At 59.9% G+C, this 23,299-nt stretch carries 22 protein-coding genes; 17 read left to right on the forward strand and 5 right to left on the reverse strand.

Annotated features, from left to right (window positions below; all coding sequences use genetic code 11):
• The first annotated feature begins 3 nt into the window (after positions 1-3).
• From ACQZ60_RS19670 to ACQZ60_RS19730, 13 genes are all read left to right on the forward strand, one after another.
• The gene (locus ACQZ60_RS19670) at positions 4-1,620 is read left to right on the forward strand and encodes a hydantoinase B/oxoprolinase family protein (RefSeq protein ID WP_020812710.1); all 1,617 of its coding nucleotides are present in this window, start codon (positions 4-6) and stop codon (positions 1,618-1,620) included.
• Complete coding sequence (locus tag ACQZ60_RS19675) at positions 1,620-2,825, forward strand: pyridoxal phosphate-dependent aminotransferase (RefSeq protein ID WP_448736064.1); 1,206 nt, start codon at positions 1,620-1,622, stop codon at positions 2,823-2,825. Before ACQZ60_RS19670 ends, ACQZ60_RS19675 begins: the two co-directional genes overlap by 1 nt.
• Before the next feature lie 20 nt (positions 2,826-2,845).
• Positions 2,846-3,664 (forward strand): NAD-dependent epimerase/dehydratase family protein, encoded by an 819-nt coding sequence (locus ACQZ60_RS19680; protein ID WP_448735941.1) that lies wholly within the window; start codon positions 2,846-2,848, stop codon positions 3,662-3,664.
• Positions 3,661-4,866, forward strand: coding sequence for an NAD(P)/FAD-dependent oxidoreductase (locus tag ACQZ60_RS19685; protein WP_448735942.1), 1,206 nt, complete (start codon positions 3,661-3,663; stop codon positions 4,864-4,866). The genes ACQZ60_RS19680 and ACQZ60_RS19685 overlap by 4 nt, the downstream gene beginning before the upstream one ends.
• 85 nt (positions 4,867-4,951) lie before the next feature.
• Positions 4,952-5,860 (forward strand): LysR substrate-binding domain-containing protein, encoded by a 909-nt coding sequence (locus tag ACQZ60_RS19690; protein WP_031234414.1) that lies wholly within the window; start codon positions 4,952-4,954, stop codon positions 5,858-5,860.
• Positions 5,861-6,196: 336 nt separating this feature from the next.
• Positions 6,197-7,315 carry an ABC transporter substrate-binding protein gene (locus ACQZ60_RS19695; protein WP_448735943.1) on the forward strand — a complete coding sequence of 373 codons (1,119 nt, stop codon included), beginning with the start codon at positions 6,197-6,199 and terminating at the stop codon, positions 7,313-7,315.
• An 82-nt stretch (positions 7,316-7,397) separates the two neighbouring features.
• Positions 7,398-8,315, forward strand: a complete 918-nt coding sequence (locus ACQZ60_RS19700; protein WP_059757520.1) for an ABC transporter permease subunit — start codon at positions 7,398-7,400, stop codon at positions 8,313-8,315.
• Between the two features lie 7 nt (positions 8,316-8,322).
• On the forward strand, positions 8,323-9,639 hold the full coding sequence (gene livM, locus ACQZ60_RS19705; protein ID WP_448735944.1) for a high-affinity branched-chain amino acid ABC transporter permease LivM: 1,317 nt from the start codon (positions 8,323-8,325) through the stop codon (positions 9,637-9,639).
• Positions 9,636-10,451: an ABC transporter ATP-binding protein gene (locus ACQZ60_RS19710; protein WP_080853767.1), complete on the forward strand. Its 816-nt coding sequence runs from the start codon at positions 9,636-9,638 to the stop codon at positions 10,449-10,451. Before livM ends, ACQZ60_RS19710 begins: the two co-directional genes overlap by 4 nt.
• Positions 10,451-11,170 (forward strand): ABC transporter ATP-binding protein, encoded by a 720-nt coding sequence (locus tag ACQZ60_RS19715; protein WP_269832928.1) that lies wholly within the window; start codon positions 10,451-10,453, stop codon positions 11,168-11,170. The genes ACQZ60_RS19710 and ACQZ60_RS19715 overlap by 1 nt, the downstream gene beginning before the upstream one ends.
• A gap of 88 nt (positions 11,171-11,258) precedes the next feature.
• Positions 11,259-12,005, forward strand: a complete 747-nt coding sequence (locus ACQZ60_RS19720) for an electron transfer flavoprotein subunit beta/FixA family protein (protein WP_448735945.1) — start codon at positions 11,259-11,261, stop codon at positions 12,003-12,005.
• 25 nt (positions 12,006-12,030) lie between these two features.
• On the forward strand, positions 12,031-12,972 hold the full coding sequence (locus tag ACQZ60_RS19725; protein ID WP_120356932.1) for an electron transfer flavoprotein subunit alpha/FixB family protein: 942 nt from the start codon (positions 12,031-12,033) through the stop codon (positions 12,970-12,972).
• A 31-nt stretch (positions 12,973-13,003) separates the two neighbouring features.
• On the forward strand, positions 13,004-13,192 hold the full coding sequence (locus ACQZ60_RS19730; protein ID WP_448735946.1) for a hypothetical protein: 189 nt from the start codon (positions 13,004-13,006) through the stop codon (positions 13,190-13,192).
• Positions 13,193-13,440: 248 nt separating this feature from the next.
• On the opposite strand, the gene ACQZ60_RS19735 is transcribed toward ACQZ60_RS19730, so the two are convergent.
• Positions 13,441-13,803 carry a hypothetical protein gene (locus ACQZ60_RS19735; RefSeq protein ID WP_020809082.1) on the reverse strand — a complete coding sequence of 121 codons (363 nt, stop codon included), beginning with the start codon at positions 13,801-13,803 and terminating at the stop codon, positions 13,441-13,443.
• A gap of 235 nt (positions 13,804-14,038) precedes the next feature.
• On the opposite strand from ACQZ60_RS19735, the gene ACQZ60_RS19740 reads away from it, so the two are divergent.
• The gene (locus tag ACQZ60_RS19740) at positions 14,039-15,727 is read left to right on the forward strand and encodes a dihydroxyacetone kinase family protein (RefSeq protein ID WP_448735947.1); all 1,689 of its coding nucleotides are present in this window, start codon (positions 14,039-14,041) and stop codon (positions 15,725-15,727) included.
• Positions 15,728-15,782: 55 nt separating this feature from the next.
• On the opposite strand, the gene ACQZ60_RS19745 is transcribed toward ACQZ60_RS19740, so the two are convergent.
• Positions 15,783-16,241 carry an Lrp/AsnC family transcriptional regulator gene (locus ACQZ60_RS19745; RefSeq protein WP_003521846.1) on the reverse strand — a complete coding sequence of 153 codons (459 nt, stop codon included), beginning with the start codon at positions 16,239-16,241 and terminating at the stop codon, positions 15,783-15,785.
• A 123-nt stretch (positions 16,242-16,364) separates the two neighbouring features.
• On the opposite strand from ACQZ60_RS19745, the gene ACQZ60_RS19750 reads away from it, so the two are divergent.
• The 3 genes from ACQZ60_RS19750 to mctR all read left to right on the forward strand — a co-directional run bounded on the left by ACQZ60_RS19750 (position 16,365) and on the right by mctR (position 19,850).
• Positions 16,365-17,648, forward strand: coding sequence for a cystathionine gamma-synthase family protein (locus ACQZ60_RS19750; protein ID WP_262532062.1), 1,284 nt, complete (start codon positions 16,365-16,367; stop codon positions 17,646-17,648).
• A gap of 175 nt (positions 17,649-17,823) precedes the next feature.
• The gene (mctS, locus tag ACQZ60_RS19755; protein WP_020809086.1) at positions 17,824-19,221 is read left to right on the forward strand and encodes a two-component system sensor histidine kinase MctS; all 1,398 of its coding nucleotides are present in this window, start codon (positions 17,824-17,826) and stop codon (positions 19,219-19,221) included.
• On the forward strand, positions 19,218-19,850 hold the full coding sequence (gene mctR / locus ACQZ60_RS19760) for a two-component system response regulator MctR (protein ID WP_020809087.1): 633 nt from the start codon (positions 19,218-19,220) through the stop codon (positions 19,848-19,850). The genes mctS and mctR overlap by 4 nt, the downstream gene beginning before the upstream one ends.
• A 63-nt stretch (positions 19,851-19,913) precedes the next feature.
• On the opposite strand, the gene ACQZ60_RS19765 is transcribed toward mctR, so the two are convergent.
• The 3 genes from ACQZ60_RS19765 to ACQZ60_RS19775 form a co-directional block, all read right to left on the reverse strand.
• A complete protein-coding gene (locus ACQZ60_RS19765) occupies positions 19,914-21,026 on the reverse strand; it encodes a TRAP transporter substrate-binding protein (protein ID WP_020809088.1) in 1,113 nt (370 codons plus the stop codon).
• Positions 21,027-21,093: 67 nt separating this feature from the next.
• Positions 21,094-22,602 (reverse strand): TRAP transporter large permease, encoded by a 1,509-nt coding sequence (locus ACQZ60_RS19770; protein WP_049832270.1) that lies wholly within the window; start codon positions 22,600-22,602, stop codon positions 21,094-21,096.
• A gap of 15 nt (positions 22,603-22,617) precedes the next feature.
• Positions 22,618-23,166: a TRAP transporter small permease subunit gene (locus ACQZ60_RS19775; RefSeq protein ID WP_059761233.1), complete on the reverse strand. Its 549-nt coding sequence runs from the start codon at positions 23,164-23,166 to the stop codon at positions 22,618-22,620.
• Positions 23,167-23,299: the final 133 nt, after the last annotated feature.

The following is a 23,299-nucleotide window of genomic DNA, read 5'->3' on the forward strand; positions in this document are numbered from 1 at the left end:
TCCATGAGCCAGCTTGACGAAATCCGCATGCAGGTGATGTGGAACCGGCTGATCTCAGTCGTCGAAGAACAGGCGATGACGCTGCTGCGTACCGCTTTTTCGACCTCGGTGCGCGAGGCAGGCGACCTTTCCGCCGGTGTCTACAACGCAAAGGGTGAAATGCTGGCGCAGGCCGTGACCGGCACGCCGGGCCATGTCAACACGATGGCCGAGGCCGTGCTGCACTTCATCGCGGAAATTCCGCGCGACGAGATGTATCCGGGTGACACCTACGTCACCAACGATCCCTGGAAGGGCACCGGCCATCTTCACGACATCACCATGGTTTCCCCTTCTTTCAAGGGAGAGGAGCTGATCGGCTTCTTCGCCTGCACGGCGCATGTCGTCGATGTCGGCGGTCGTGGTTTCGGCGCCGATGGCAAGTCGGTTTATGAGGAAGGCATCCAGATCCCGATCATGAAGTTCGCCGAGCGCGGCGAGGTGAACAGGGATCTGTTGAAGATACTGCGCCTCAATGTTCGCGAACCGAACCAGGTCATTGGCGACTTCTTCTCGCTTGCGGCCTGTAATGACGTCGGTCATCGTCGCCTGATCGAAATGCTGGACGAGATCGGCCTTCCCAATCTCGAGACGCTTGGCGCTTTCATCCTCTCGCGCACCCACACAGCGATCATGGAGCGGATTGCCGCCCTGCCGAAAGGCGCATGGAAAAACGAGCTTCTGACTGACGGTTACGACGAGCCGATCAATCTGGCTGCCGAGGTAACGATCAGTAACACGTCGGTCGATGTCGATTTTTCCGGCACGGACGCGATGAGCCGGTGGGGCATCAATGTGCCGCTGATCTATACGAAGGCCTATGCCTGCTACGCGCTGAAATGCGTTGTCGCCCCCGACATTCCCAACAATGCGGCTTCGCTTGCCGTCTTCAACGTTTCCTCTCCGATCAATATTCTCAACGCCGAGCGCCCGGCTCCGGTTTCTGTTCGGCACGTGATCGGACACATGGTGCCGGACCTTGTGCTTGGCGCGCTTGCAAAGGCGCTGCCGGGAAAAATCCTCGCCGAAGGCGCCGCAGCGCTATGGAACATCCATATTTCCGCTCGGCCGGTCGCCGGTGCGCAGGGACGGCGCGCCGAGGTGCTGATGTTCAATTCGGGTGGCATGGGCGCGCGGCCGGGCCTTGATGGACTGTCTGCAACAGCCTTCCCCTCCGGTGTCCATACGATGCCGATCGAGGCGACGGAACATACCGGGCCGATTGTCGTCTGGCGCAAGGAATTGCGTCCGGATTCCGCCGGCGATGGCGAATATCGCGGCGGTCTCGGTCAGATCATCGAGATCGCCCCGGCCGATGGCCATGAGTTCGACTTCTCCGCCATGTTCGACCGCATCGGGACACCGGCGGCGGGTCGCGATGGCGGCGAACCGGGAAAGCCCGGCAAGGCCATGCTGGATGACGGAACGTTGCTGCGGCCGAAAGGATGGCAGCATGTGCCCTCCGGACGCAGGCTGGTCCTGCATTTACCGGGCGGCGGCGGTTTCGGCGATCCGGAAAAGCGCAGCGACGCGGCGAAGGCCGAAGATGTCCGCAAGGGTTATGTGACGGAGACGAAATGATGACGAGGATTGCAGACCGTCTTGCGGCGGTAAAACCTTCGGCCTCCATGGCCGTGTCGCAGGCAGCCAAGGATCTGGCCGCCACCGGGGTCGATGTGATCGATCTTGGTCTCGGCGAACCCGATTTTTCCGCCCCGGCGCATGTGACCGAGGCGGCATTCAAGGCGGCCCGTGAAAACCGGATGCTCTATACGGCCGCACCTGGCACGCCGGAGCTGCGCCGCGCCATCGTTGCCAAGTTCAAACGCGAGAACGGACTTGATTTTGCCCTCGACGAGATCGCCGTTGCCAACGGCGCCAAGCAGATCATCTTCAATGCTCTGATGGCGACCGTCAACAAGGGCGACGAGGTCATTCTTCCCGCTCCCTATTTCGTCTCCTATCCGGAAATGGCGAAGCTTTTCGGCGGCGTGCCGGTGACACCGGCTTGCGGCGCCGAAGACGGCTTTCGCCTGACGCCCGAAGTGCTGGAAGCAGCAATCACACCGAAGACGAAATGGCTGTTTCTCAACCTGCCGGGCAATCCGTCCGGCGCAGTGTACAGCGAGGAGCAGCTTCAGGCGCTCGGCGTCGTTCTCGCCCGCCATCCGGAAGTTCTCGTCCTGTCCGACGAGATTTACGAGCACATCATTTTCGATGGCCGCAGTTTCGTCAGCTTCGGCAAGGCCTGCCCGGACCTGCGCGACCGCAGCCTGATCGTCAACGGCGTCTCCAAGGCCTATGCGATGACCGGCTGGCGTGTCGGTTATGCCGCTGGTCCGAAGGATCTCATCAAGGCAATGTCGACCGTGCAGAGCCAGTCCTGCACATCGGTTGCGGCGGTGGCGCAGATCGCGGCGCAAGCTGCGCTCGAAGGACCGCAGGAAGAGGTCAGCCGCTTCCGTGAGGCGTTCGAGCGCCGCCGGGACCTCGTCGTGCGCGGAATTTCCGCCATCGACGGCCTGACGCTCGATCCGCCGGAAGGCGCGTTCTACGCCTATATCGGTTGCGCGGCACTTATCGGTGCGAAGACGCCGGAAGGCGCCACGATCGCCAATGACAGCGACTTTGCGACCTATCTTCTTCGCGAGGCTCATGTCGCGGCCGTACCGGGTGCGGCCTACGGCCTGTCGCCCTTCTTCCGTATTTCCACCGCGACATCCGAGGCCATCCTTCAGGATGCCATCGCCCGCATTGCCGCTGCCGTTTCCAGACTGCAAAGCTAAGACAGGACCTCAAGGATCCCATGACAAAACCCTTCAAGACCATCCTGATCACCGGCGCGGCCGGACGGCTCGGCACCGAGTTGCGCAAGGGGCTTGCGCATCTTGCAGACACGCTGCGCCTTGCTGATCGCATTGCGGTAGAAAACGTCCGCGCCAACGAGGAAGCACTGACATTCGAACTTTCGGACGCAGCTGCCGTGATGAAGGCTGCCGAGGGTGTCGACGCCATCGTTCATTTTGGCGGCGCGCCGCTTGAGACGGGCTGGGCGACCATTCTCGATTCCAACATTCAGGGCAGCTACAATATCTACGAAGCCGCACGGCAGAATGGCGTGAAGCGCGTCGTCTATGCCTCTTCGGTTCACGCCATCGGCTATCACGAGCTGGAAGCACATATCGATGTCGATGCGCCGGTACGTCCCGACAGCCTTTACGGCGTATCGAAATGTTTCGTGGAGGCACTAAGCCGGCTCTACTGGGACAAGTTCGGCATCGAATCTGCCTGCCTGCGCATATTCTCGTCGTTCCCAGAGCCTGCGGACCGTCGCATGCTTTGGTCGTGGCTTTCATTCGGTGATTGCGTGCGCCTCGTCGAAGCCAGCCTGACGGCTCCGCGGATTGGACATACAATCAGCTTCGGCATCTCCGATAATAAGGTTAAGCCCGTGGACAATTCCCTGAGCGGCCACATCGGTTTTCAGCCGGAGGATAATTCCGAGCGATTTCGCGCCGATGTCGAGGGACGGACGGCGCCGAATGACCCAAAAGCGCCCGCCACACGTTATCTCGGCGGCTGGTTCGTCGATCTCGGACATCCTGACGATGAGGTCTCCAAATGAAAGACGCCTATGACGTGGTGATCGTCGGCGGAGCGGTCATCGGCTCCGCTGTAGCCTATTATCTCGCCGCCAATCCGGACTTCAAAGGCTCCATTCTGGTCGTAGAGCGGGATCCGACCTATCTGACCGCATCGACATCGCTGTCGTCGTCATCGATCCGCACGCAGTTCTCCAATCCGATCAACGTCAAGATCAGCCAGTACGGGTCCGAGGTGATCCGCAATTTCGGCGAGATGATGCAGGTCGGAGATGACAAGCCCGATCTCGGCTTCCATTCCGGCGGGTATCTCTTCCTTGCCAGTACGCCGGAGCAGGTGGAGATTCTGCGGGAAAATCACGTAGCGCAAAAGGCATGTGGTGCCGATGTCGTTCTCTGGAACAGGGATGAACTCGGTGAAGCCTTCCCGCACCTCAATGTCGCCGACATCGAACTTGCGTCCTATGGCCGGTCCGGCGAAGGCTGGTTCAACAATACCGGTCTGATGTATGGCTTCAAGAACAAGGCCCGCTCGTTGGGTGCCGAATATGTCACCGGCGAGGTGGTTGGGATCGGCCGTGAAGGCGATACCGTAACGCAGATAACGCTGAAATCCGGCGCCGTGGTCAAGGCTGGTACAATCGTCAACGCATCGGGCCCGCGTGCCGCTTTGACCGCCAGAATGGCCGGTCTTCATATTCCGGTTGAACCCCGTAAGCGCACGCTTTTCGTCTTCGATTGTGCGAAAACGCCGGAAGGCACTGCTGCGGTCAACCAGGGTCGGTTGCCGCTGATGATCGACCCGAGCGGCGTCTTCTGCCGTCCCGAGGGTCGTTTTTTCCTGTCTGGCTGCCCACCCATTGAAGACCCGGCAGCGGACTGGGACGATTTCGAACCGCGCTACGAAGAGTTTGAAGAAATCATCTGGCCGGCCCTTGCCGAACGATCGGCCGCTTTCGAGGCGATCAAGGTCGTGAACCAGTGGGCCGGTCATTACGACTTCAACACGCTGGACCACAATCTGGTCGTTGGCCGTCATCCACAGGTTCGCAACTTCATCTTCGCCAACGGCTTTTCCGGGCATGGCCTGCAGCAGGGACCGGCGACAGGACGCGGCGTTTCCGAACTGATCGTTTATGGCAAATACCGGACACTGGACCTGACGGAAGTCGGCTTTGAACGCATTGTCGAAAATCGACCTTTCCTTGAAAAGGCGGTGATCTAATATAAAGCGCTTATCCGATGCACACAGCTCGGATAAGCGTCGGAAATCTCGTTTGGCAGCGGAGGTGAAATTGGCCGGGCAGCATATGCGACTTCCCCCTTTGAATGCGCTACGCGCCTTCTGGGCCGTCATGCGGCAGGGAAGCTTTCGTAGTGCTGCCGATGAATTGCTGGTCACCCCGCAGGCCGTGAGCCAGCAGATCAAGTTGCTGGAGGACATTCTTCATGTGCCGCTCTTCGAGCGCAAGGCGCGGGTGATAGAACCCACGGAACAGGCCATCGTGCTCTCCCACTTCATTGAGGCGGGTTTCGATGAATTCACCGAAGGCATTCGCCGCGTTACCAATTCCACTTATCGAAACCGTATCAATATCAATGTCAGCCCCTATTTCGCGACCCGCTATCTCATGGAGAGACTGGAACGATTCCGCGAATTGATGCCCGGCGCGGATATTCGCATGACGACCATGGTCAGCATCCGCGATTTCGCCGCTGACGAGGTGGACGTTTGTATCCAGTGGGGCTTCGGGGCCTGGAAGGACTATGATTGCCAGCTGCTGGTGCGTGATCCGAAGATCATTTGCTGTGCTCCCGAACTCGCTGAGCGGATTCGGGAGCCGAAAGACCTTACGGCGTTCACGCTTTTACATCCCGTTATGGCCAGAAACCTGTGGGGCAAGGTGCTGAGACACCTGGGGCTGGAGCCGGCGGAAATCGCCGGCGAAATCGAGTTTCAGGATGCTGCTACCATGCGCCGGGGAACGGTGTCAGGCCTCGGCGTCGGGCTTGTGTCGAGACTTGATGCCCTGTCCGATATCAAGGCGGGCAGGCTGGCCGCTCCTCTGGGCATAGACCGGCTGGACGGCATGGAGGAGCGAGATGTGCCCGGGTTCTATCTCGTTGTGCCGCGAGCCCACAAGCGGGTCAAAATCATCTCGACGTTCTGCGAGTGGATTTGTGCGGAGGATTGGTCCTCCAGACGTGAATTCGACTGATTTTTCAGCCCTCCGAAAACCGGAACGAACAAATGCGCCGACGCTTCTCTTGACGCGGCGCTGCAGGATTTCGTCGCCTTGCCGCGTCAGCAGGGAGAGAAAGTAAATCTTGTCTATCGCTGTTGTTTCTTGGTTTGGTCAGGACCGCAAGTAATGCAGTCTTTCTTCTGGCCGGATGGACGGAGAACGACAGAAATCCCTCTCAAACGCGCCCTCGATTAAGCTCCTTTTCCCTGGTTGTCGCGACAGGCCCCGGGGATGGCTATCGCAACAAAAAGAGAGAGCAATTCTCCGGGCAGCTAACGGTCATTGGGCCAAACCAGAGGGATCTAAAAAATGAATTCTATTTCGAAGCTTCTTGCGGGCGCTGCCTTTGCGTCGGTTCTTGTCGTCTCCAGCGCATATGCTGCAGACACGATCAAGATCGGCGTTGCGGGCCCGATGACAGGTGCCAACGCCACTTTTGGTGAGCAGGTGTGGACCGGTGTTTCTGCCTATATCAAAAACGTCAACGAGGCCGGCGGCATCGATGGGAAGAAGGTGGAGCTGGTCAAGGGCGATGACGCGTGCGAGCCCAAGCAGGCGGTCGCGGTCGCCAATCGTTTTGTCGACCAGGACAAGGTGCAGGCGCTCGTCGGTCACTTCTGCTCGTCCAGCACCATTCCCGCATCTGAAATTTACAACGACGCCGGTATCCTCATGGTTACCCCGTCTTCGACCAACCCGATCGTCACTGATCGCGACCTCGAAACGGTGTTCCGTACCTGCGGTCGTGACGACCAGCAGGCTGTGGTTGCCGGCTCGTTCATCCTCGACACGCTGAAGATCGACAAGATCGCTCTTATCCATGACAAGGATACCTACGGTCAGGGCCTCGTGGATGCGTTGAAGAAGACGCTCGCCGATCGCAAGGTCGAGCCGGTTCTTTATGAAGGGCTGACGCGCGGTGAACGCGACTTCAACGCGCTCGTCACCAAGATCAAGAGCTCGGGCGCAAAAGCCGTCTATTTTGGCGGCCTCATTCCTGAAGCCGGCCCGCTCATCCGCCAGATTCACGAACAGGGACTGGACGTTGCCTTCGTCAGTGGCGATGCGCTTGCCCAGGCCGAAATCGTGACCGCAGCCGGCGGCGCGCAGAACCTCAAGGGTGTCTATTATTCGTCGGCGGCAGACCCCAGGGAAGATCCGGCATCCGCGGATGCACTTGCGGACCTCAAAAAGCAGAACATCGCGCCCGACAACTACACCTTGTTCGGTTATGCCAGCGCCCAGACCATCGTGGCGGCCATTCAGGGCACCAAGGATGGCAAGATCGAGGATCAGGTGAAATGGCTGCACGCCAACACGGTCAAGTCCGCGGTCGGTAATCTCGGCTGGAACGACAAGGGCGACGTCAAGGACTTCAAGTTCGTCTTCTACTCTTTCGACGACAAGGGCGCTCCGGTTCGCAACTAAACGATCCTGTTACCGGGGCCGGTCGGCATGGCCGAGCCGGCCCCGCCTGCGCAGGCAAAAACAATCGAAAAAGGGGTTCGCCATGGATTTTTACATCTTGGCGCAGCAGCTGATCAACGGGATCACGCTGGGCACCATCTATGGTCTCATCGCCGTGGGCTATACCATGGTCTATGGCGTCATTCGCATGATCAACTTTGCCCATGGCGACGTTTACATGGTCTCTGCCTACGTCGCGGCGATCGTGCTTGCCGTCATCAGCTTTTTCGGCATCCAGTCAGTGCCCTTCGCGCTGATATCCATTCTCGTCATCACCTGTTTCATCACGGCGGTCTACGGCTGGGCGATTGAGCGCGTTGCATACCGGCCTTTGCGCGGTTCGACCAAACTTGCGCCGCTGATCTCGGCCATCGGCATTTCGCTGATGCTGCAAAGCTATGTTCAGATCGCCCAGGGCGCGCGTGACCAGGGCGTTCCGATACTGATACAGGGCGCTTTCCGCTTCGGTGGCGAAGAGCACTTTGCGCAGATTACCTATATGCAGACCATCATCCTGGTCGCATCGCTGGTCGCCATGGGTATCCTGACCTATGTGATCAATCATACGCGCATCGGACGGCAGTGCCGCGCGACCCAGCAGAACCGCCAGATTTCCGCGGTGCTTGGCGTCGATACCGACCGCATCATCTCCACCGTCTTTGTCATCGGCGCATCGACTGCGGCAGTCGGGGGCACGCTGGTGACGTTCAATTATGGCTCCTTCAATTTCTTCATCGGCTTTGTGATGGGTATCAAGGCCTTTACCGCCGCCGTGCTCGGCGGGATCGGTTCGCTCCCCGGTGCGGTGCTGGGCGGTGTTCTCCTTGGGCTGACCGAAGCGCTTTTCGCCGGTTACGTCAGCACCGACTACAAGGATGTTTTCGCTTTCGGTCTGCTGATCGTACTTCTCTTCTTCCGCCCCTATGGCCTGCTCGGGCGGCCTGAAATCCAGAAGGTGTGAGGAGGCCATGATGAACACGCATGAAAACCCTCTGCTGAAACTCGGCAAGGAAGCCCTGCTGACCTTCTGTGTCTCGCTCGTGCTGGTCGGGCCGATTTCCGGCCTTGTGCTCGACGGCTTCACCTTCCGCAACGAACTTGCTCACGCGGTTCTGATCGCAGCCATCATTACCCTCGGCAGGGTTGTGCTGTCAGTCGCCTCAATGACGCCGGCCGGTCGGCGTATCTCGGCGATACTGAGCCGCAGCGGCGGTGGCGTGACGGTGCGGTCGGGGCAGGAGCGTTCGCCTGCTCTGCTCCTTGCGATCCTGTTTCTCGCCGGTCTCGCATTGCCTTTCGTCGCCGACAAATATTTTTTGGGTATTGCCATCCTCGCCCTGATCTACTGCCTGCTGGGTCTCGGCCTCAATATCGTCGTTGGCCTTGCCGGTCTGCTGGACCTCGGTTTCGTTGCCTTTTATGCGGTCGGTGCCTATCTTCTGGCGCTCGGCTCGCAATATCTCGGTCTCGGCTTCTGGAGCGCGCTGATTATCGCTCCGTTCCTGGCTGGCCTCTGCGGCATGATCCTCGCCTTTCCGGTTCTCAAGATGCATGGCGACTACCTTGCCATCGTCACGCTTGGTTTCGGTGAAATCATTCGTCTTGTGCTCAATAACTGGCTGGCCTTCACCGGTGGTCCGAACGGCGCACCGGTGCCGCCACCGACCCTGTTCGGCCTCGAATTCACCCGCACGGCGCGCCAGGGTGGAACCCCCTTCCACGAGGCGTTCGGCATTCCCTACAATGCCGATTACAAGTTCTGGTTCATCTATCTGGTGCTGTTCCTCGTTGTCTGCGCGGTGATCTATGCGGTGCAGCGTTTGCGTGTCATGCCGCTCGGCCGCATGTGGGAAGCCCTGCGCGAAGACGAGATCGCCTGCCGCTCTCTCGGCGTCAATCACGTCTTCATCAAGCTTTCCGCCTTCATGCTGGGCGCTTCGACCGGCGGCCTCGCCGGTGTGTTCTTCGCCGTCCATCAGGGCTTCGTGAACCCGACATCCTTCACCTTTTTCGAATCCGCGCTGATCCTCGCCATTGTCGTGCTCGGCGGTCTCGGGTCGACGGTCGGAGTGGTGCTGGCGGCTCTCGTCCTGACCATTCTTCCCGAGCTCCTGCGCGATTTCGCCGAGTATCGTGTCTTCGTTTTTGGCGTGCTGATGGTGGTGATGATGATCTGGAAACCGCGCGGCCTCGTCCGTGTCACCCGGCCGGCCTTCTTCCCGTCCAAGTCTGCCGAACGGGCGTCGTCCCCTGTTCTTGGCGCCAATGCGGAGGCAAGCCGATGACCGCACCGCTCCTTGAAGTTTGCAATGTGACGATGCGCTTCGGCGGCATCGTTGCTAACCGCAACGTCAATTTTTCCGTCGAAAAAGGCGCAATCACCGCGTTGATCGGCCCCAACGGGGCCGGCAAGACAACGATGTTCAACTGTATCACCGGTTTTTATCGTGCGAGCGAAGGCAATATCCTTCTGCATGGCGAGAACGGTGCGCAGGATATCGGCGAACTGATCGCCCGGCCGATTACCGGCGGCTCGCATCTGGCGACCCGTGCCGGTATCGCCCGCACCTTCCAGAACATCCGATTGTTTCGTGAGATGTCGGTGGTGGAAAACCTTCTCGTGGCTCAGCACCGGCAGACCGCCAACAATCTGCTGAGCGGTGTCTTTTCGACACCTGCCTATCGCCGCGCCGAACGCGAGGCGGTCGACCGCGCCTATTATTGGCTGGAGCGCATGCATCTTGCCGAGGATGCCAACCGGCTTGCCGGTGAACTGCCCTATGGCCGCCAGCGACGGCTGGAAATTGCCCGTGCCATGTGCACGTCGCCAAAGCTGATCTGCCTCGACGAGCCGGCTGCCGGCCTCAATCCGGCGGAAACCAGGGAATTGTCCGAAGTCCTGCAGATATTGCGGGCCGACCATGACCTGACGGTGCTGGTCATCGAGCACGACATGGGGCTGGTGATGCGAATTTCGAACCATATCGTCGTGCTCGACCACGGCGAAGTCATATCCAACGGCACGCCTGACCATGTGGCGAATGATCCGGCCGTGATTGCCGCCTATCTCGGCGTCAGCGAAGAAGAGGTCCAGTGATGCAGCAAACCCCGCTTCTCGAATTCGTTGGCGTGCATACCCACTACGGGCCGGTCGAGGCCCTGAAATCCGTCGATGTGCATATCCGTTCCGGCGAGATCGTCAGCCTGATCGGTGCAAATGGGGCCGGCAAGACGACGCTTCTATCGACCATCTTTGGATCGCCGCGGGCAACTGGCGGCCGTATTCTTCATCGCGGAGAGGACATCTCGCGATTGTCGACCCATCGGATCGCCAGACGCGGCATCGCATTGGTGCCGGAAGGCCGGCAAATCTATCAGGACATGTCGGTCGAGGAGAACATGATGATGGGGACGACGCCAATCGGCATGGAGCATTTCGACGAAGACAGGGCGACGATGTTCGACCTGTTCCCGCGGTTGAAGGAGCGCCGCAACCAGATGGCTGGCACCATGTCGGGCGGCGAACAGCAGATGCTGGCGATTGCGCGCGCCATGATGGCGCGGCCTGAACTGATCCTGTTCGACGAGCCCTCGCTTGGCCTTGCGCCGCTCGTCGTCAAGCGCGTGTTCGAAGTTTTGTCCGAGATCGCCAGCATGGGCAAAACCATCTTTCTGGTCGAACAGAACGCTAATCATGCGCTGAAACTGTCGCAACGGGCTTATGTGATGGTCAACGGCCGTATTCATCTGTCCGGCGAAAGCGCCGCCCTTCTCGACAATGAAGACGTCCGCAAGGCCTATCTCGGCCTACACTGAGCGGGCTCCGCGAGCAGGCTCTGCCATGCTGCACGCTTCAGCCGATACCGACCGAAATTTTCCCACCCACGCCTGAGGAAAGCCGCCGATGAAGATCCTTGTCCCCGTCAAACGAGTCGTCGATTACAACGTGAAGATCCGCGTGAAGGCGGATGGTTCAGGCGTTGAGCTTGCGAATGTGAAGATGTCGATGAACCCGTTCGACGAAATCTCGGTGGAAGAGGCGCTGCGCCTGAAGGAAGCCGGCAAGGCCGAAGAGGTTGTGGTCGTCTCCATCGGCCCGGCCAAGGCGGAAGAAACGCTGCGCACCGCGCTCGCCATGGGCGCCGACCGCGCCATCCTGATCGAGACCGACGAGACGGTCGAGCCGCTCGCCGTCGCCAAGCTTCTGAAGGGTGTTGCCGAGGCTGAGCAGCCCGGCCTCGTCATCGTCGGCAAACAGGCGATCGATGACGATTCGAACCAGACCGGCCAGATGCTGGCAGCATTGCTCGGCTGGGGCCAGGGCACCTTCGCCTCCAAGGTCGTACCGTCCGACGGCAAGGTCGCGGTCACCCGTGAAGTCGATGGCGGTCTGCAGACGGTTGAGCTGAAGCTTCCCGCCGTCGTCACCACCGATCTTCGTCTCAATGAGCCGCGTTATGCGTCGCTGCCGAACATCATGAAGGCGAAGAAGAAGCCGCTCGACAAGAAGGCGCCGGCCGATTTCGGCGTCGATGTTTCGCCGCGCCTGAAGGTGCTGAAGACCGAAGAGCCGGCAGGCCGCAAGGCCGGCATCAAGGTCGGCTCGGTTGCCGAGCTGGTCGAAAAGCTCAAAGCCGACGGCGTCCTCTAAGGTTTCGGAAAAGGGAGATATTCTCATGGCCATTCTTCTTCTGGCAGAACACGACAACGCAACCCTTTCCGACCTGACGGCAAAGACGCTGACGGCGGCAACGCAGATTGCCAAGGGGACGGGAAGCGACGTCCATGTGCTCGTCGCCGGCACCAATGCAAAGGGCGCAGCCGACGCTGCCGCGAAACTCTCCGGCGTATCCAAGGTGCTGCTCGCCGACGACGCTTCCTATGCCAATGCGCTGGCAGAACCGCTGGCGGCGCTGATCGTTTCGCTTGCGCCTTCTTATGACGTCATCATTGCGCCGGCGACCGCCTCGGCCAAGAACGTGACGCCGCGCGTTGCGGCGCTTCTCGATGTTGCGCAGATCTCGGAAATCATCGAGGTCGTCAGCCCTGACACCTTCAAGCGGCCGATCTATGCCGGCAACGCCATCCAGACGGTGCAGGCGACCGATGCGAAGAAGGTCATCACCGTGCGTCCGACCGCCTTTGCAGCCGCCGCCGAAGGCGGTTCGGCAGCAATTGAAACCATTGGCGCTGCTGCAAACCCCGGCCTTTCCAGCTTCGTCTCCGATGCACTGGCATCGTCCGACCGTCCGGAACTGACATCGGCCAAGATCATCATCTCGGGTGGCCGCGCGCTCGGTTCGTCGGAAAAGTTCAGGCAAGTCATCCTTCCCGTCGCCGACAAGCTCGGTGCCGCCGTTGGCGCCAGCCGTGCGGCTGTCGATGCCGGTTATGCACCGAACGACTGGCAGGTGGGCCAGACCGGCAAGGTGGTTGCGCCGCAGCTTTACATCGCCGCCGGCATTTCCGGCGCCATCCAGCATCTGGCCGGCATGAAGGATTCGAAGGTCATCGTCGCCATCAACAAGGACGAGGAAGCGCCGATCTTCCAGGTGGCCGACTATGGCCTCGTCGCAGACCTCTTCGAGGCGCTGCCGGAACTCGAGAAGGCGCTGTAGTTTCATCACGCCAACCTGGAGGATTGCCGGAATGAAAATGCCATTTCAGATCAGCATCGATCATGCCGAGCAAATTCGAAGAAATGAAATCGCACCCGCCGTTGATCAAGCGAAGAAGCCGTCCCAAAACCGTAACTTGCCTGACAGGAAATGTGAGGGAATGCCCCAGGGTTTGCTCGCCCGCATCCGTCGATTTCTCAAGCATGTACTTTTGGACTGACCGCGCGAAATGACAACTCGGTGCATTGCGCCCGCACGAGAAGCGATTGAATTCGACGTTGCGATCGTTGGCGCGGGTCCTGCGGGGCACCTGCCACTGTGACAACGGGAGCGGGTAATGCAAGAGTTTCCGATCCGCCGACGGCTTGCAACTATGTATGTCGCTGTTTTCAGCTATCCGAAATCTCTTCGTCCCGTTGCAACACAAACGCTCCGCGCTGTCACCGGCAGGAGCCGCTTCTCCGGATTTCAGGCTTCGACAGCTTCGCTGACATCGTCCAGAAGAAAGTGCACGATCACATAGCGTGTCGTGTATTTCTGACCGCTATCGGAGACGCTTTCGATGCTGCCGCCGTCGGAGGGGTGCCATTTCTGGTAATGGGGGTTGTTGGCGATCAGCGTAATCGCCTTGTCAGAGAACCTGCCGTTCAGCCGGTAGCGGGCCTCTGCGAGATGCCAGATATTTTCAAAATCCTGCTGGCTGATCCGGGCTTTCAAGGCCTTTCTGGATATTGTTTTTCCGGGCGAACCATCGTCATGCGCCGCCGATGGAATATGTAGGTCAACCTCTTCTGCACCGTCCAGCAGAAACGCAAATTCGTCTGGCCACATCCGTCTCACGTATCGCTCCTCCCAAAGCTTACCGTCTTACAGCGCCATCATGATAGCGCCTCCGCCGCGAGAGGCAATGGCGGATATGCACCTGTGTTTCCCTCGCACGCCCTCAATCGATGTCGCGAGTTCGAATGCCCGGAACTTGAAATTGGCCGGGAGATCGTGCTTGTTCACGGTCAGCAGGGCACGTGCGCGTCCCCGCCGGCCAACGAACTGCATCGAGGAGTAAGGCATGAAGAAACTCATCAACGATCCAGCCACCGTTGTGCGGGACATGCTCGAAGGCGTGGTGGCCCTCAGCCCCGCGACGGTCCTGCTTGCGGATGAGAATGTCGTTATCCGGTCTGGCCTTCTGGCTCCGGAAAAGCGCAGGGTGGCGGTGCTGTCGGGTGGAGGCAGTGGCCATGAGCCAGCGCATGCGGGTTATGTCGGCGCGGGCATGCTCACCGTTGCGGTGGCAGGCGATGTCTTCACCTCGCCAAGCACCGATGCGGTTCTTGCCGGCATCAGGGCTGCGGCCGGACCCGCCGGTGCTCTGGTTATCGTCAAGAACTACACGGGCGATCGGCTGAATTTCGGATTGGCGGCCGAGCTGGCACGGGCTGAAGGAATTCCGGTCGAGATCGTGGTCGTTGCCGATGATGTCGCCTTGAAGGACACAGTTCCCGACGATCGCCGCCGGGGTATTGCAGGCACAGTGCTTGTTCACAAGCTCGCCGGCGCGGCTGCAGAGCAGGGACTTCCCCTTCAAGAGGTTGCCCGCATCGCGCGAGAAGCCACTGGGAAATTGTCCTCCATGGGAATATCGCTGGGGTCCTGCACGCTCCCTGCCGTCGGCAGGCCGGGCTTCGTCCTTGGCGACGCTGAGATCGAAGTCGGGCTCGGCATCCATGGCGAGCAGGGCGTCCGGCGGATGTCCATCGCATCGGCGGACGAGCTCGTGAATCTGGTCCTCGAGACGATCGAAGCCGATGGCAGGCTGAAGAGCGGAGACCGGGTTGCGCTTCTGGTCAACGGACTGGGATCGACGCCGCCAATGGAACTTGCGGTCGTGGCGCGATCCGCCGTCACACGCCTGGAAGCAAAGGGCGTCGTGGTCGAACGGGCATGGGCGGGTACCTTCCTCTCTGCCCTCGACATGCCCGGCTTTTCCCTGTCGGTCATGCATGTGGACGACGCAATGCTCAACCTCATGGATGCGCCAACAGACGCCGGTGCATGGCCGCGCGGCGGTGCGGTGAACCGCAACCGCGCCTTGCCTTCGGCAGGTGTCGAGAGGAGCGTGACTGCGGAAATCAGGATAACAGCCGCCGGTGAGCGACTGCGTTCCGCCGCGGAGCGGGTCGCCCGAGCCTTGATCGCCGCAGAGCCCATACTGACGCAGTTGGACAGTGTTACGGGCGACGGTGACCTTGGAACAAGCATGGTGCGAGGCGCCGAAGCAATATTGGCGCTGCCCGGGGAGAGCTTCGCAGATGTGTCCGGTGGCTTGATGGCGATGGCAAATGCGATGCGGAAGGCAATCGGCGGAAGCTCCGGCCCTTTTTACGCCACGGGCCTGATGCGCGCTTCGCGCCATCTTGCCGGGATCGAAAAGCCGACGGCCCAACAGATGGCGGAGGCGTTCGTGGCTGCCGTTCTTGCCGTCTCGGAACTCGGTGGCGCGAAACCGGGGGACCGTACGATGATAGATGCGCTTCATCCGGCGGCAGAGACGTTCTGGGACAAGCTCGCAGCCGGAGCTTCGGCCGACGAGGCCTGGCGATCCGCCTCGGCGGCAGGCATTGCAGGCGCCGAGGCGACGGCGTCGATGAGGCCGCGGCTCGGGCGCGCGAGCTATCTTGGCGAGCGGGCTATAGGACATCCCGATGCGGGAGCGGTCGCCGTCAGCATCTGGCTTGAAGCAATCGGGAACGATTAGCGCCGATGGGCGGCGGGCCGGATGAGAAAGCGGATTGCCGCCGTGGCCGCGACGCTCAGATGCGCCGCGCCTTGATCGTGTTCATGACGAAGCTGGTCTCGATGGTCTCGACGCATTTCAGCTTTGCAATCTTGTCCTTGATGAAACGCTCGTAATCCTCCAGCCCACCGCACATGACCTTGAGCATGTAGTCTCTCGGACCCGTGACCAGATGGCATTCGAGAACCTCGTCCCAGTCAAGCACGGCCGCCTCGAACATCCGGATTTCGTCATCGTGCTGGCGGCTTAGGCGGACGGACGCAAGGGCGGTCATGGTCCATCCCTCGATTGCCGGATTGATGATCGCGGAGTACCCTTTGATGGCGCCCATCTCCTCCAGGCGTCGAAGCCGCCGCAGGCACGCCGATGCCGACAGTCCGACCCGCTCGGCAAGTTCGTTGTTCGTGATCCGCGCATCGGCAGACAATTCCTTGAGTATCCGCCTGTCGATCGGGTCTGCAATTTTTTGCGACATAAATGACCGTTCTCCGCAATATATTGCTTCATGAGACAACTCGACGCTTCAGAATGCAAGGTATTTTGGTTTCACTGCGTGTAACCTGCAGGTAGTTCAACGCCAGCTGAGGGATCATCGGAAATGACCGCGCCGCATCCGTCCAAAACCCATATCGGTAACCACGCTCTCCATCCTGAAACCCAGATGCTCAATTACGGTTATGATCCGGAATTGTCGGAGGGCGCCGTAAAGCCTCCCGTGTTCCTGACATCGACCTTCGTTTTCAAATCGGCGGAAGACGGGCGCGATTTCTTCGACTACGTCTCCGGCCGTAAAGAGCCGCCTGAGGGCAGGGGCGCGGGCCTCGTCTATTCGCGCTTTAACCATCCGAATAGCGAGATCGTCGAGGATCGTCTTGCGGTTTATGAGCGCACGGAGAGCTGTGCGCTGTTCTCCTCGGGCATGTCCGCCATTTCGACGACGCTTTTCGCCTTTGTCCGGCCCGGTGACACCGTGCTGCATTCCCAGCCGCTGTATGGCGGCACGGAGACGCTGCTGGCCAAGACCTTCCATAATTTCGGCGTCTCGGCAGTGGGGTTCGCCGATGGTGTCAGCGAGACCTCGGTGATGGCTGCGGCAGAAGAGGCGATGGCGAAAGGCAGGGTCTCCGTCATCCTCATCGAGACCCCCGCCAATCCGACAAACAGCATTGTCGATATTTCGATGATGAGCCGGGTCGCCGACGTGATCGGCGAAAGGCAGGGGCACAGGCCGATCATCGCCTGCGATAATACGCTTCTCGGCCCGGTGTTCCAGCGGCCCATCGAATACGGTGCGGACATCTCGCTCTATTCGCTGACGAAGTATGTTGGCGGGCATTCCGACCTCATTGCCGGGGCAGCGCTCGGCCGGAAGGATGTCATGAAACAGGTGAAGGCGTTGCGTGGAGCAATCGGCACGCAGCTCGATCCGCATTCTTGCTGGATGCTCGGACGTTCCCTTGAGACGCTGCAGATCCGGATGGAGCGGGCGGACAGCAACGCCAGGGTCGTGGCGGAATTCCTGAATGCGCATCCCAAGGTCGAGAAAATCCATTACCTGCCGTTCAGCGATCCGGCATCCGCGGTTGGCAGGGTGTTCGCCGCCCAATGCACCGGCGCGGGATCGACCTTCTCGTTCGACATAGTCGGCGGGCAGGCCGCATCTTTCAAATTCCTCAATGCGCTCAACATATTCAAACTCGCGGTAAGTCTCGGCGGCACGGAGTCTCTTGCATCTCACCCCGCAACGATGACGCATTCGGGAGTTCCTGCCGATGTCCGCCAGCGCATCGGTGTGCTGGATTCCACGATCCGGCTGTCAATCGGCATCGAACACCCCGACGATCTTGTCGCCGATCTGACCCTTGCTCTGGATCAGGCCTGACGAAAAGGGGAACGCGGCTTACCCCACGCGCCACAGAAATGATTGAAGGCTGCCCTCAGCTTACAAACCTGGATAGGGTCACGCACGGCGCGCGCCGCGCTGCTCGCTTTCCAACGTCGCCGATTTGCGGCATTAAGTGTTGTGAAGTGTGCAAGATGAATGTGTTGGGGGGCGCATGAAACTCAGGAGCCAGATTCTCGCATTGGCCATCGGGCCTCTCGTTCTTGCGATTATCGTCATCACAGCGCTGATTACGTGGCAGTCCATGACGCTGGCGCGCACGAGCATCGATGCGTTCGAACGCAACATGCTCGCTGCAAAGGAGGCTGAACTCCTCAACCTCACCAATCTTGCCCTTTCGGCGATCCGCTCGGTTTATGACAGGGCAGGACCTGATGACGAGGCCGCGAAGGAAGAGGTCAAGCGCATCCTGACCGGCCTTGACTATGGTACTGACGGCTATTTCTTCGTCTATGACTATGACGGGCTGAACGTGGTCCATCCGCGGCAGAATTTCCGACCGGGGAACAACTGGCTTGATCTCCACGATCCCGATGGCAACCGGGTGATCTACGATCTGATCGTCGAGGCGAAAAAGGGGGGAGGGCTGGTCCAGTACAAGTGGGAAAAGCCTTCCACCAAAAAAATGGCCGACAAGCTTTCCTTTGCGGCCGGCCTCGACAAATGGCGCTGGATGATCGGTACCGGCGTTTACCTCGACGACGTTTTTGCGACGACGGCGGCGGCGAAGGAGGAGTTGCGGCATTCGATCACCTGGAACTTCCTGATCGTCGCCCTGTTTGCGGTTCCCGCCGTATTGCTGGTGTTTGCCACCTGCATGCTGCTCAATCTGCGCCAGCAGCGGCTGGCGGATGGCCGGCTCAAGGAATTGATGCAAAGGATCATCGATACCCAGGAGGAGGAGCGTCTGCGCATTGCCCGGGAGCTGCATGACGGCATTTCCCAGAATCTCGTCGGCGTGCGTTTTGCGATCGATCTCGCGCGGCGCAAGGTCACGCCGGATAATGTCGGCGCTGTCGAGGCAATCGGCAAAGGCGCCATTGCGCTGAACGAAGCGATCAAGGAAGTCCGCCGCATCTCCCACGATCTTCGCCCGCGTGTTCTCGACGATCTGGGGCTGACGGCGGCTCTGGAATCCCTGATCTCGAGTTTTTCCGAACGCACGGGAATTGCGGCGACGCTTGAATCCGTGGCCTTCAAGCATATGCTTGTCCCGGAGGCACGGGTTGCGCTTTACCGTGTCGCACAGGAGGCGCTGACCAATATCGAGCGCCATGCCGGCGCGACGCAGGTCGCCATCCGGTTCTCCAGTCGCGATGAACGGGTCCAGATGGATGTCAGCGACAATGGCCGCGGCTTTCCGGCCGTTCGGACAGAAAACGGGATGCCTGCAAGCAAGGGGCTCGGTTTGAGAAACATGCAGGAACGCATGACGCATTTCGGGGGCAGGCTGGATGTCGAAAGCTCCGCCAGGGGAACCGTTCTGCGGGCGGTGTTGCCCATCACCGCCATGAAGGATCGCAATAGCGGCTTACAGGAGGCCGCCGAGTGACCGTTCATCCGATCCGTGTGTTGTTGATCGACAACCATCCTCTGGTTCTGGATGGGTTGAGGGCCGTTCTCGAGACTTACGAGCATCTCGAAGTCGTTGGAACCGCGGTGTCCGCCATGGCCGGTATCGACGCGGCTGTCGCCACGCGGCCCGATGTGGTGCTGATGGATATCAACATGCCGCAGATCAATGGCATCGATGCCCTGGAGCTGTTCAAGGAAAAGCAGCTTTCCGCCCGGGTGCTGATGCTGTCGATGCATGACAGCCGGGAATATATATCGACCTCGGTCATGTATGGCGCGGCCGGTTACATTCTGAAGGATGTGGCGACCGAAGAAATAGTCGCCGCAATCGAAACCGTGGCTGCCGGCGGCACCTATTTTTCCTCTGGCGTTCGCGATGTGCTGATGGAGGGGTCTTCCGGCAGGCTGAAGGCGCTGACGACACGCGAGCAGGAGGTTCTGCTGCTGATCGCGCGCGGAAAGAGCAATCGCGATGCTGCCCTGGCGCTCGACATCGCCGAGCGCACGATGGAAACCCACCGCAAGAATATCAAGAGGAAACTGGATATAGCGACGACCGCCGGTCTCATCCGCTATGCGATCGATAACGGGCTTATCAAAGAATAGCCGCTAAGGGCTTGAGGCCCCGGAATGTCGCCATCCAGGGGCCTCGGTAAAGTCTATGTCGGCTTATTTGCCGGCCGTCTGCATGGCATAGCCGTAGCTGTCATAGGTATATTCGGCGACGCGGAACCATTCGAAGCTCTCGTCGCGGAATTTCTTCCAGCCCGGATAGATCTTGGCCCATGCGGGATGCTTCTGGGTGTACTCGTCATAAAGCTCGAAGGTCGCCTTGTAGGCGGCGTCGAGCACATCGCGGGGCAGCGGGCGAAGCTGCGTGCCCTTGGAAACCAGCGAGCGGATCGCATCCTTGTTCTTGACGTCGTACAGCGCCTGCATGTTGATGTTGGCGGCCTTGCAGGCGGTGTCGAGCGCTGCCTTGTATTCATCAGGCAGTGCTGCATATTGGTCCTTGTTGACGAAGAAGTGGATCGTCAGCCCACCTTCCCAGAACGCGGGATAATAGTAATAAGGCGCGATCTGGTAGAAGCCGAGCTTTTCGTCGTCATAGGGACCGACCCACTCCGCGGCATCAATGGTGCCCCGCTCCAGCGCCGGATAGATGTCGCCACCCGGAAGCTGCTGCGGCACCGCGCCAAGCTTGGCGAGCACCTGTCCGGCGACGCCGGCAATACGCATCTTGAGGCCCTTGATATCCTCGATGCTCTTGATCTCCTTGCGATACCATCCGCCCATCTGGGCGCCCGTCGCTCCACCGGGAATGCCGATGACGCCGTAGTCGGAAAGGAATTCGTTGTAAGCCTCGTTGCCGCCGCCGTGGTAGAGCCATGCGTTCTGCTGGCGGGCGTTCAGGCCGAAGGGGATGGTCGAACCGATGGCGAATGTCGGATCTTTCCCGGTGAAATAGTAGCCGCAGGTATGGGAAATCTCGACGGTATTGGCTTTTACGGCGTCGATGGCCTGCGCGCCGGGAACGATTTCACCCGCCTGGAAGACCTGAATTTCGAACTTGCCGCCCGTAATGGCCTTCAATGCATTGGCCATGACGACGGCGCCGCCATAGATCGTGTCCAGATTGTTCGGGAAGCCGGACGTGAGACGCCAGCGAACGGTTGGCAAAGACTGGGCTATGGCGGGTGTCGCAAGTGCCGAAGCAGCCGCAGCCGCCCCTGCAAGTACGCCGCCCGACAAGAGTTGTCTGCGACCTGGGTTGACCTTCATAGATTACCTCCTCCTATTGAACGTCAGCGATTTTGTTGCGGCGGGCGCTTTTGCGCCCGGCCGAGTGTCAGGGGGTGGCCGGCTTTCCGAAGCTCGGTGCGCTGTTGCCAGGCGCCAGGAAAGGATTGGCGAAGGGATCGGCGTCCGTGCCTGCGCCGGGCATCGGTACATTGATATGGACGGCGGAAGGATCGACCTGCTTGGCGCCTGACTTGTAGTGCATCACGATGCCGGGGAAGGCGATGATGATGACGACCATCGTCAGCTGAATGAACAGATAGGGGATGGCGCCCAGATATATCTGGGACGAGGTGACCGGCTGGATGGTCTGTCCCGTGATCCGGTCCTTATAGGCGCGCGTCGGTGCGACGGACCGCAGGAAGAACAGCGAGAAACCGAAGGGCGGGTGCATGAACGACGTCTGCATGTTGACCGCCAGCATCACGCCAAACCAGATCAGGTCGATGCCAAGCGCATCGGCGACCGGCGCCAGCAGCGGGATGATGATGAAGGCCAGCTCGAAATAATCGAGGAAGAAGGCCAGGAAAAAGACCAGCAGGTTGGCGACGATCAGGAAGCCGATCTCGCCGCCCGGGATCGATGTCATCAGATGCTCGACCCAGACGTGGCCGTTCACGCCATAGAAGGTCAGGGAAAATACGCGCGCGCCGAGCAGGATGAGCAGCACGAAGGACGACAGCTTTGCCGTGGCGTGGAGCGATTGCTGGATCAGGCCGAAATTGAGCTTGCGGTTGGCAAGCGCAAGGGCAAGCGCCCCGACGGCACCCATGGCCCCGCCTTCCGTGGGAGTGGCGATCCCGAGGAAGATCGTGCCGAGCACGAGGAATATCAATACGAGCGGCGGCACCAGCGAGGTGATGACCTTGAGCAGCAGCTTGGTGCCGCGCAGGGTCCGCGCCTCCAGCGGCAGGGCCGGAACTTTCGTGGGGCTGATGATCGAGGTCACGATGATATAAAGCGCATAGGCCGCCACGAGCATGAGACCCGGAACGAGCGCGCCCTTGTACATGTCGCCCACCGAGCGGCCGAGCTGGTCGGCCAGCACGATCAATACGAGGCTGGGCGGGATGATCTGCGCCAGCGTGCCGGACGCCGCGATCGTGCCGGCGGCGACCTTGCGGTCATAGCCATAGCGCAACATGATGGGAAGCGAGATGAGGCCCATCGAGATAACTGAGGCGGCGACGACGCCGGTGGTGGCGGCCAGAATTGCCCCGACGAAGATGACGGCAAACGCGATGCCGCCGCGGACCGGTCCAAACAGCTGGCCGATCGTGTCCAGCAAATCCTCCGCCATGCCGCTCTTTTCAAGAATGAGCCCCATGAAGGTAAAGAACGGTATCGCGAGCAGCGTTTCGTTCGACATCTGGCCGAATATGCGATCGGGAATGGCCTGGAACAGCGTCGCTGGCAGCAGGCCGAGTTCTATCCCGATGAAGCCGAAAAAGAAGCCGACAAAGGCTAGCGCGAAGGCCACGGGATAGCCGAGCAACAGCACGATGATGAGCGCCGCAAACATGATGGGCGCGAGATTTTCCGCAATGAATGCCATTATTGTTTTTTCCTTCGATCAGAGCATTGCCGCCGCGGCGTCAGCCTCTGCAACGGGATCGGGGATATCGCCGCGCAGGATCGCGACACGCTTGATGAGTTCCGAAACGCCCTGAATGGCGAGAAGGCTGAAGCCAATCGGTATCAGCGCCCAGACGGGCCATTGAATGAGGCCGCCCGTGTTGTTTGAAACCTCACCAGAAGCAAGTTTCTGCAGAAACACCGGCCAGGAGAGATAGACCGTGATGAGGCAGAAGGGCATGAGAAAGAAAATGGTCCCGAGAATGTCGACCCACAGCTGCCCTTTGCGCGGAAGATTTCCGTAGACCAGATCGACCTTCACATGCTCGTTGTTAAGAAGCGTGTAGGCGGCGGCGATCAGAAACACGGCGGAAAACAAATACCACTGCGATTCAAGCCAGGCGTTGGAGCTCATCGAAAACGCCTTGCGCATGACGGCATTGATGGCGCTGATGAAAATAGCCGCGAGAAGCAGCCAGGAAATGCCTTTGCCAATGGCTGCATTGGCGGCATCGATGGCGCGCGAAACGGCCAACAGAAACTTCATGATATCCTCCCCGAAAGCGGCCGCGTACTCCTCAATACGTGTGTGACCGCCATAATTCGGGCAGGATAACCATGGCTGCCTGACGCTCAAGGGCGCGCGCCGGCGAATTTCCTGAGACGTACCGAGAACTGGG

The sequence above is a fragment of the Agrobacterium sp. 22-223-1 genome, assembly GCF_053522385.1.

Bases quoted from the DNA above. Each gene is read 5' to 3' on its own strand.
- ACQZ60_RS19695 (WP_448735943.1), top strand. From the start codon at position 6,197: ATGAATTCTATTTCGAAGCTTCTTGCGGGCGCTGCCTTTGCGTCGGTT.
- ACQZ60_RS19745 (WP_003521846.1), bottom strand. From the start codon at position 16,241: ATGTCGCAAAAAATTGCAGACCCGATCGACAGGCGGATACTCAAGGAA.
- ACQZ60_RS19750 (WP_262532062.1), top strand. From the start codon at position 16,365: ATGACCGCGCCGCATCCGTCCAAAACCCATATCGGTAACCACGCTCTC.
- mctS (WP_020809086.1), top strand. From the start codon at position 17,824: ATGAAACTCAGGAGCCAGATTCTCGCATTGGCCATCGGGCCTCTCGTT.
- ACQZ60_RS19700 (WP_059757520.1), top strand. From the start codon at position 7,398: ATGGATTTTTACATCTTGGCGCAGCAGCTGATCAACGGGATCACGCTG.
- ACQZ60_RS19765 (WP_020809088.1), bottom strand. From the start codon at position 21,026: ATGAAGGTCAACCCAGGTCGCAGACAACTCTTGTCGGGCGGCGTACTT.
- ACQZ60_RS19775 (WP_059761233.1), bottom strand. From the start codon at position 23,166: ATGAAGTTTCTGTTGGCCGTTTCGCGCGCCATCGATGCCGCCAATGCA.
- ACQZ60_RS19690 (WP_031234414.1), top strand. From the start codon at position 4,952: ATGCGACTTCCCCCTTTGAATGCGCTACGCGCCTTCTGGGCCGTCATG.
- ACQZ60_RS19740 (WP_448735947.1), top strand. From the start codon at position 14,039: ATGAAGAAACTCATCAACGATCCAGCCACCGTTGTGCGGGACATGCTC.
- ACQZ60_RS19685 (WP_448735942.1), top strand. From the start codon at position 3,661: ATGAAAGACGCCTATGACGTGGTGATCGTCGGCGGAGCGGTCATCGGC.
- ACQZ60_RS19730 (WP_448735946.1), top strand. From the start codon at position 13,004: ATGAAAATGCCATTTCAGATCAGCATCGATCATGCCGAGCAAATTCGA.
- ACQZ60_RS19710 (WP_080853767.1), top strand. From the start codon at position 9,636: ATGACCGCACCGCTCCTTGAAGTTTGCAATGTGACGATGCGCTTCGGC.
- livM (WP_448735944.1), top strand. From the start codon at position 8,323: ATGATGAACACGCATGAAAACCCTCTGCTGAAACTCGGCAAGGAAGCC.
- ACQZ60_RS19735 (WP_020809082.1), bottom strand. From the start codon at position 13,803: ATGTGGCCAGACGAATTTGCGTTTCTGCTGGACGGTGCAGAAGAGGTT.
- ACQZ60_RS19675 (WP_448736064.1), top strand. From the start codon at position 1,620: ATGACGAGGATTGCAGACCGTCTTGCGGCGGTAAAACCTTCGGCCTCC.
- ACQZ60_RS19680 (WP_448735941.1), top strand. From the start codon at position 2,846: ATGACAAAACCCTTCAAGACCATCCTGATCACCGGCGCGGCCGGACGG.
- ACQZ60_RS19715 (WP_269832928.1), top strand. From the start codon at position 10,451: ATGCAGCAAACCCCGCTTCTCGAATTCGTTGGCGTGCATACCCACTAC.
- ACQZ60_RS19670 (WP_020812710.1), top strand. From the start codon at position 4: ATGAGCCAGCTTGACGAAATCCGCATGCAGGTGATGTGGAACCGGCTG.
- ACQZ60_RS19725 (WP_120356932.1), top strand. From the start codon at position 12,031: ATGGCCATTCTTCTTCTGGCAGAACACGACAACGCAACCCTTTCCGAC.
- ACQZ60_RS19720 (WP_448735945.1), top strand. From the start codon at position 11,259: ATGAAGATCCTTGTCCCCGTCAAACGAGTCGTCGATTACAACGTGAAG.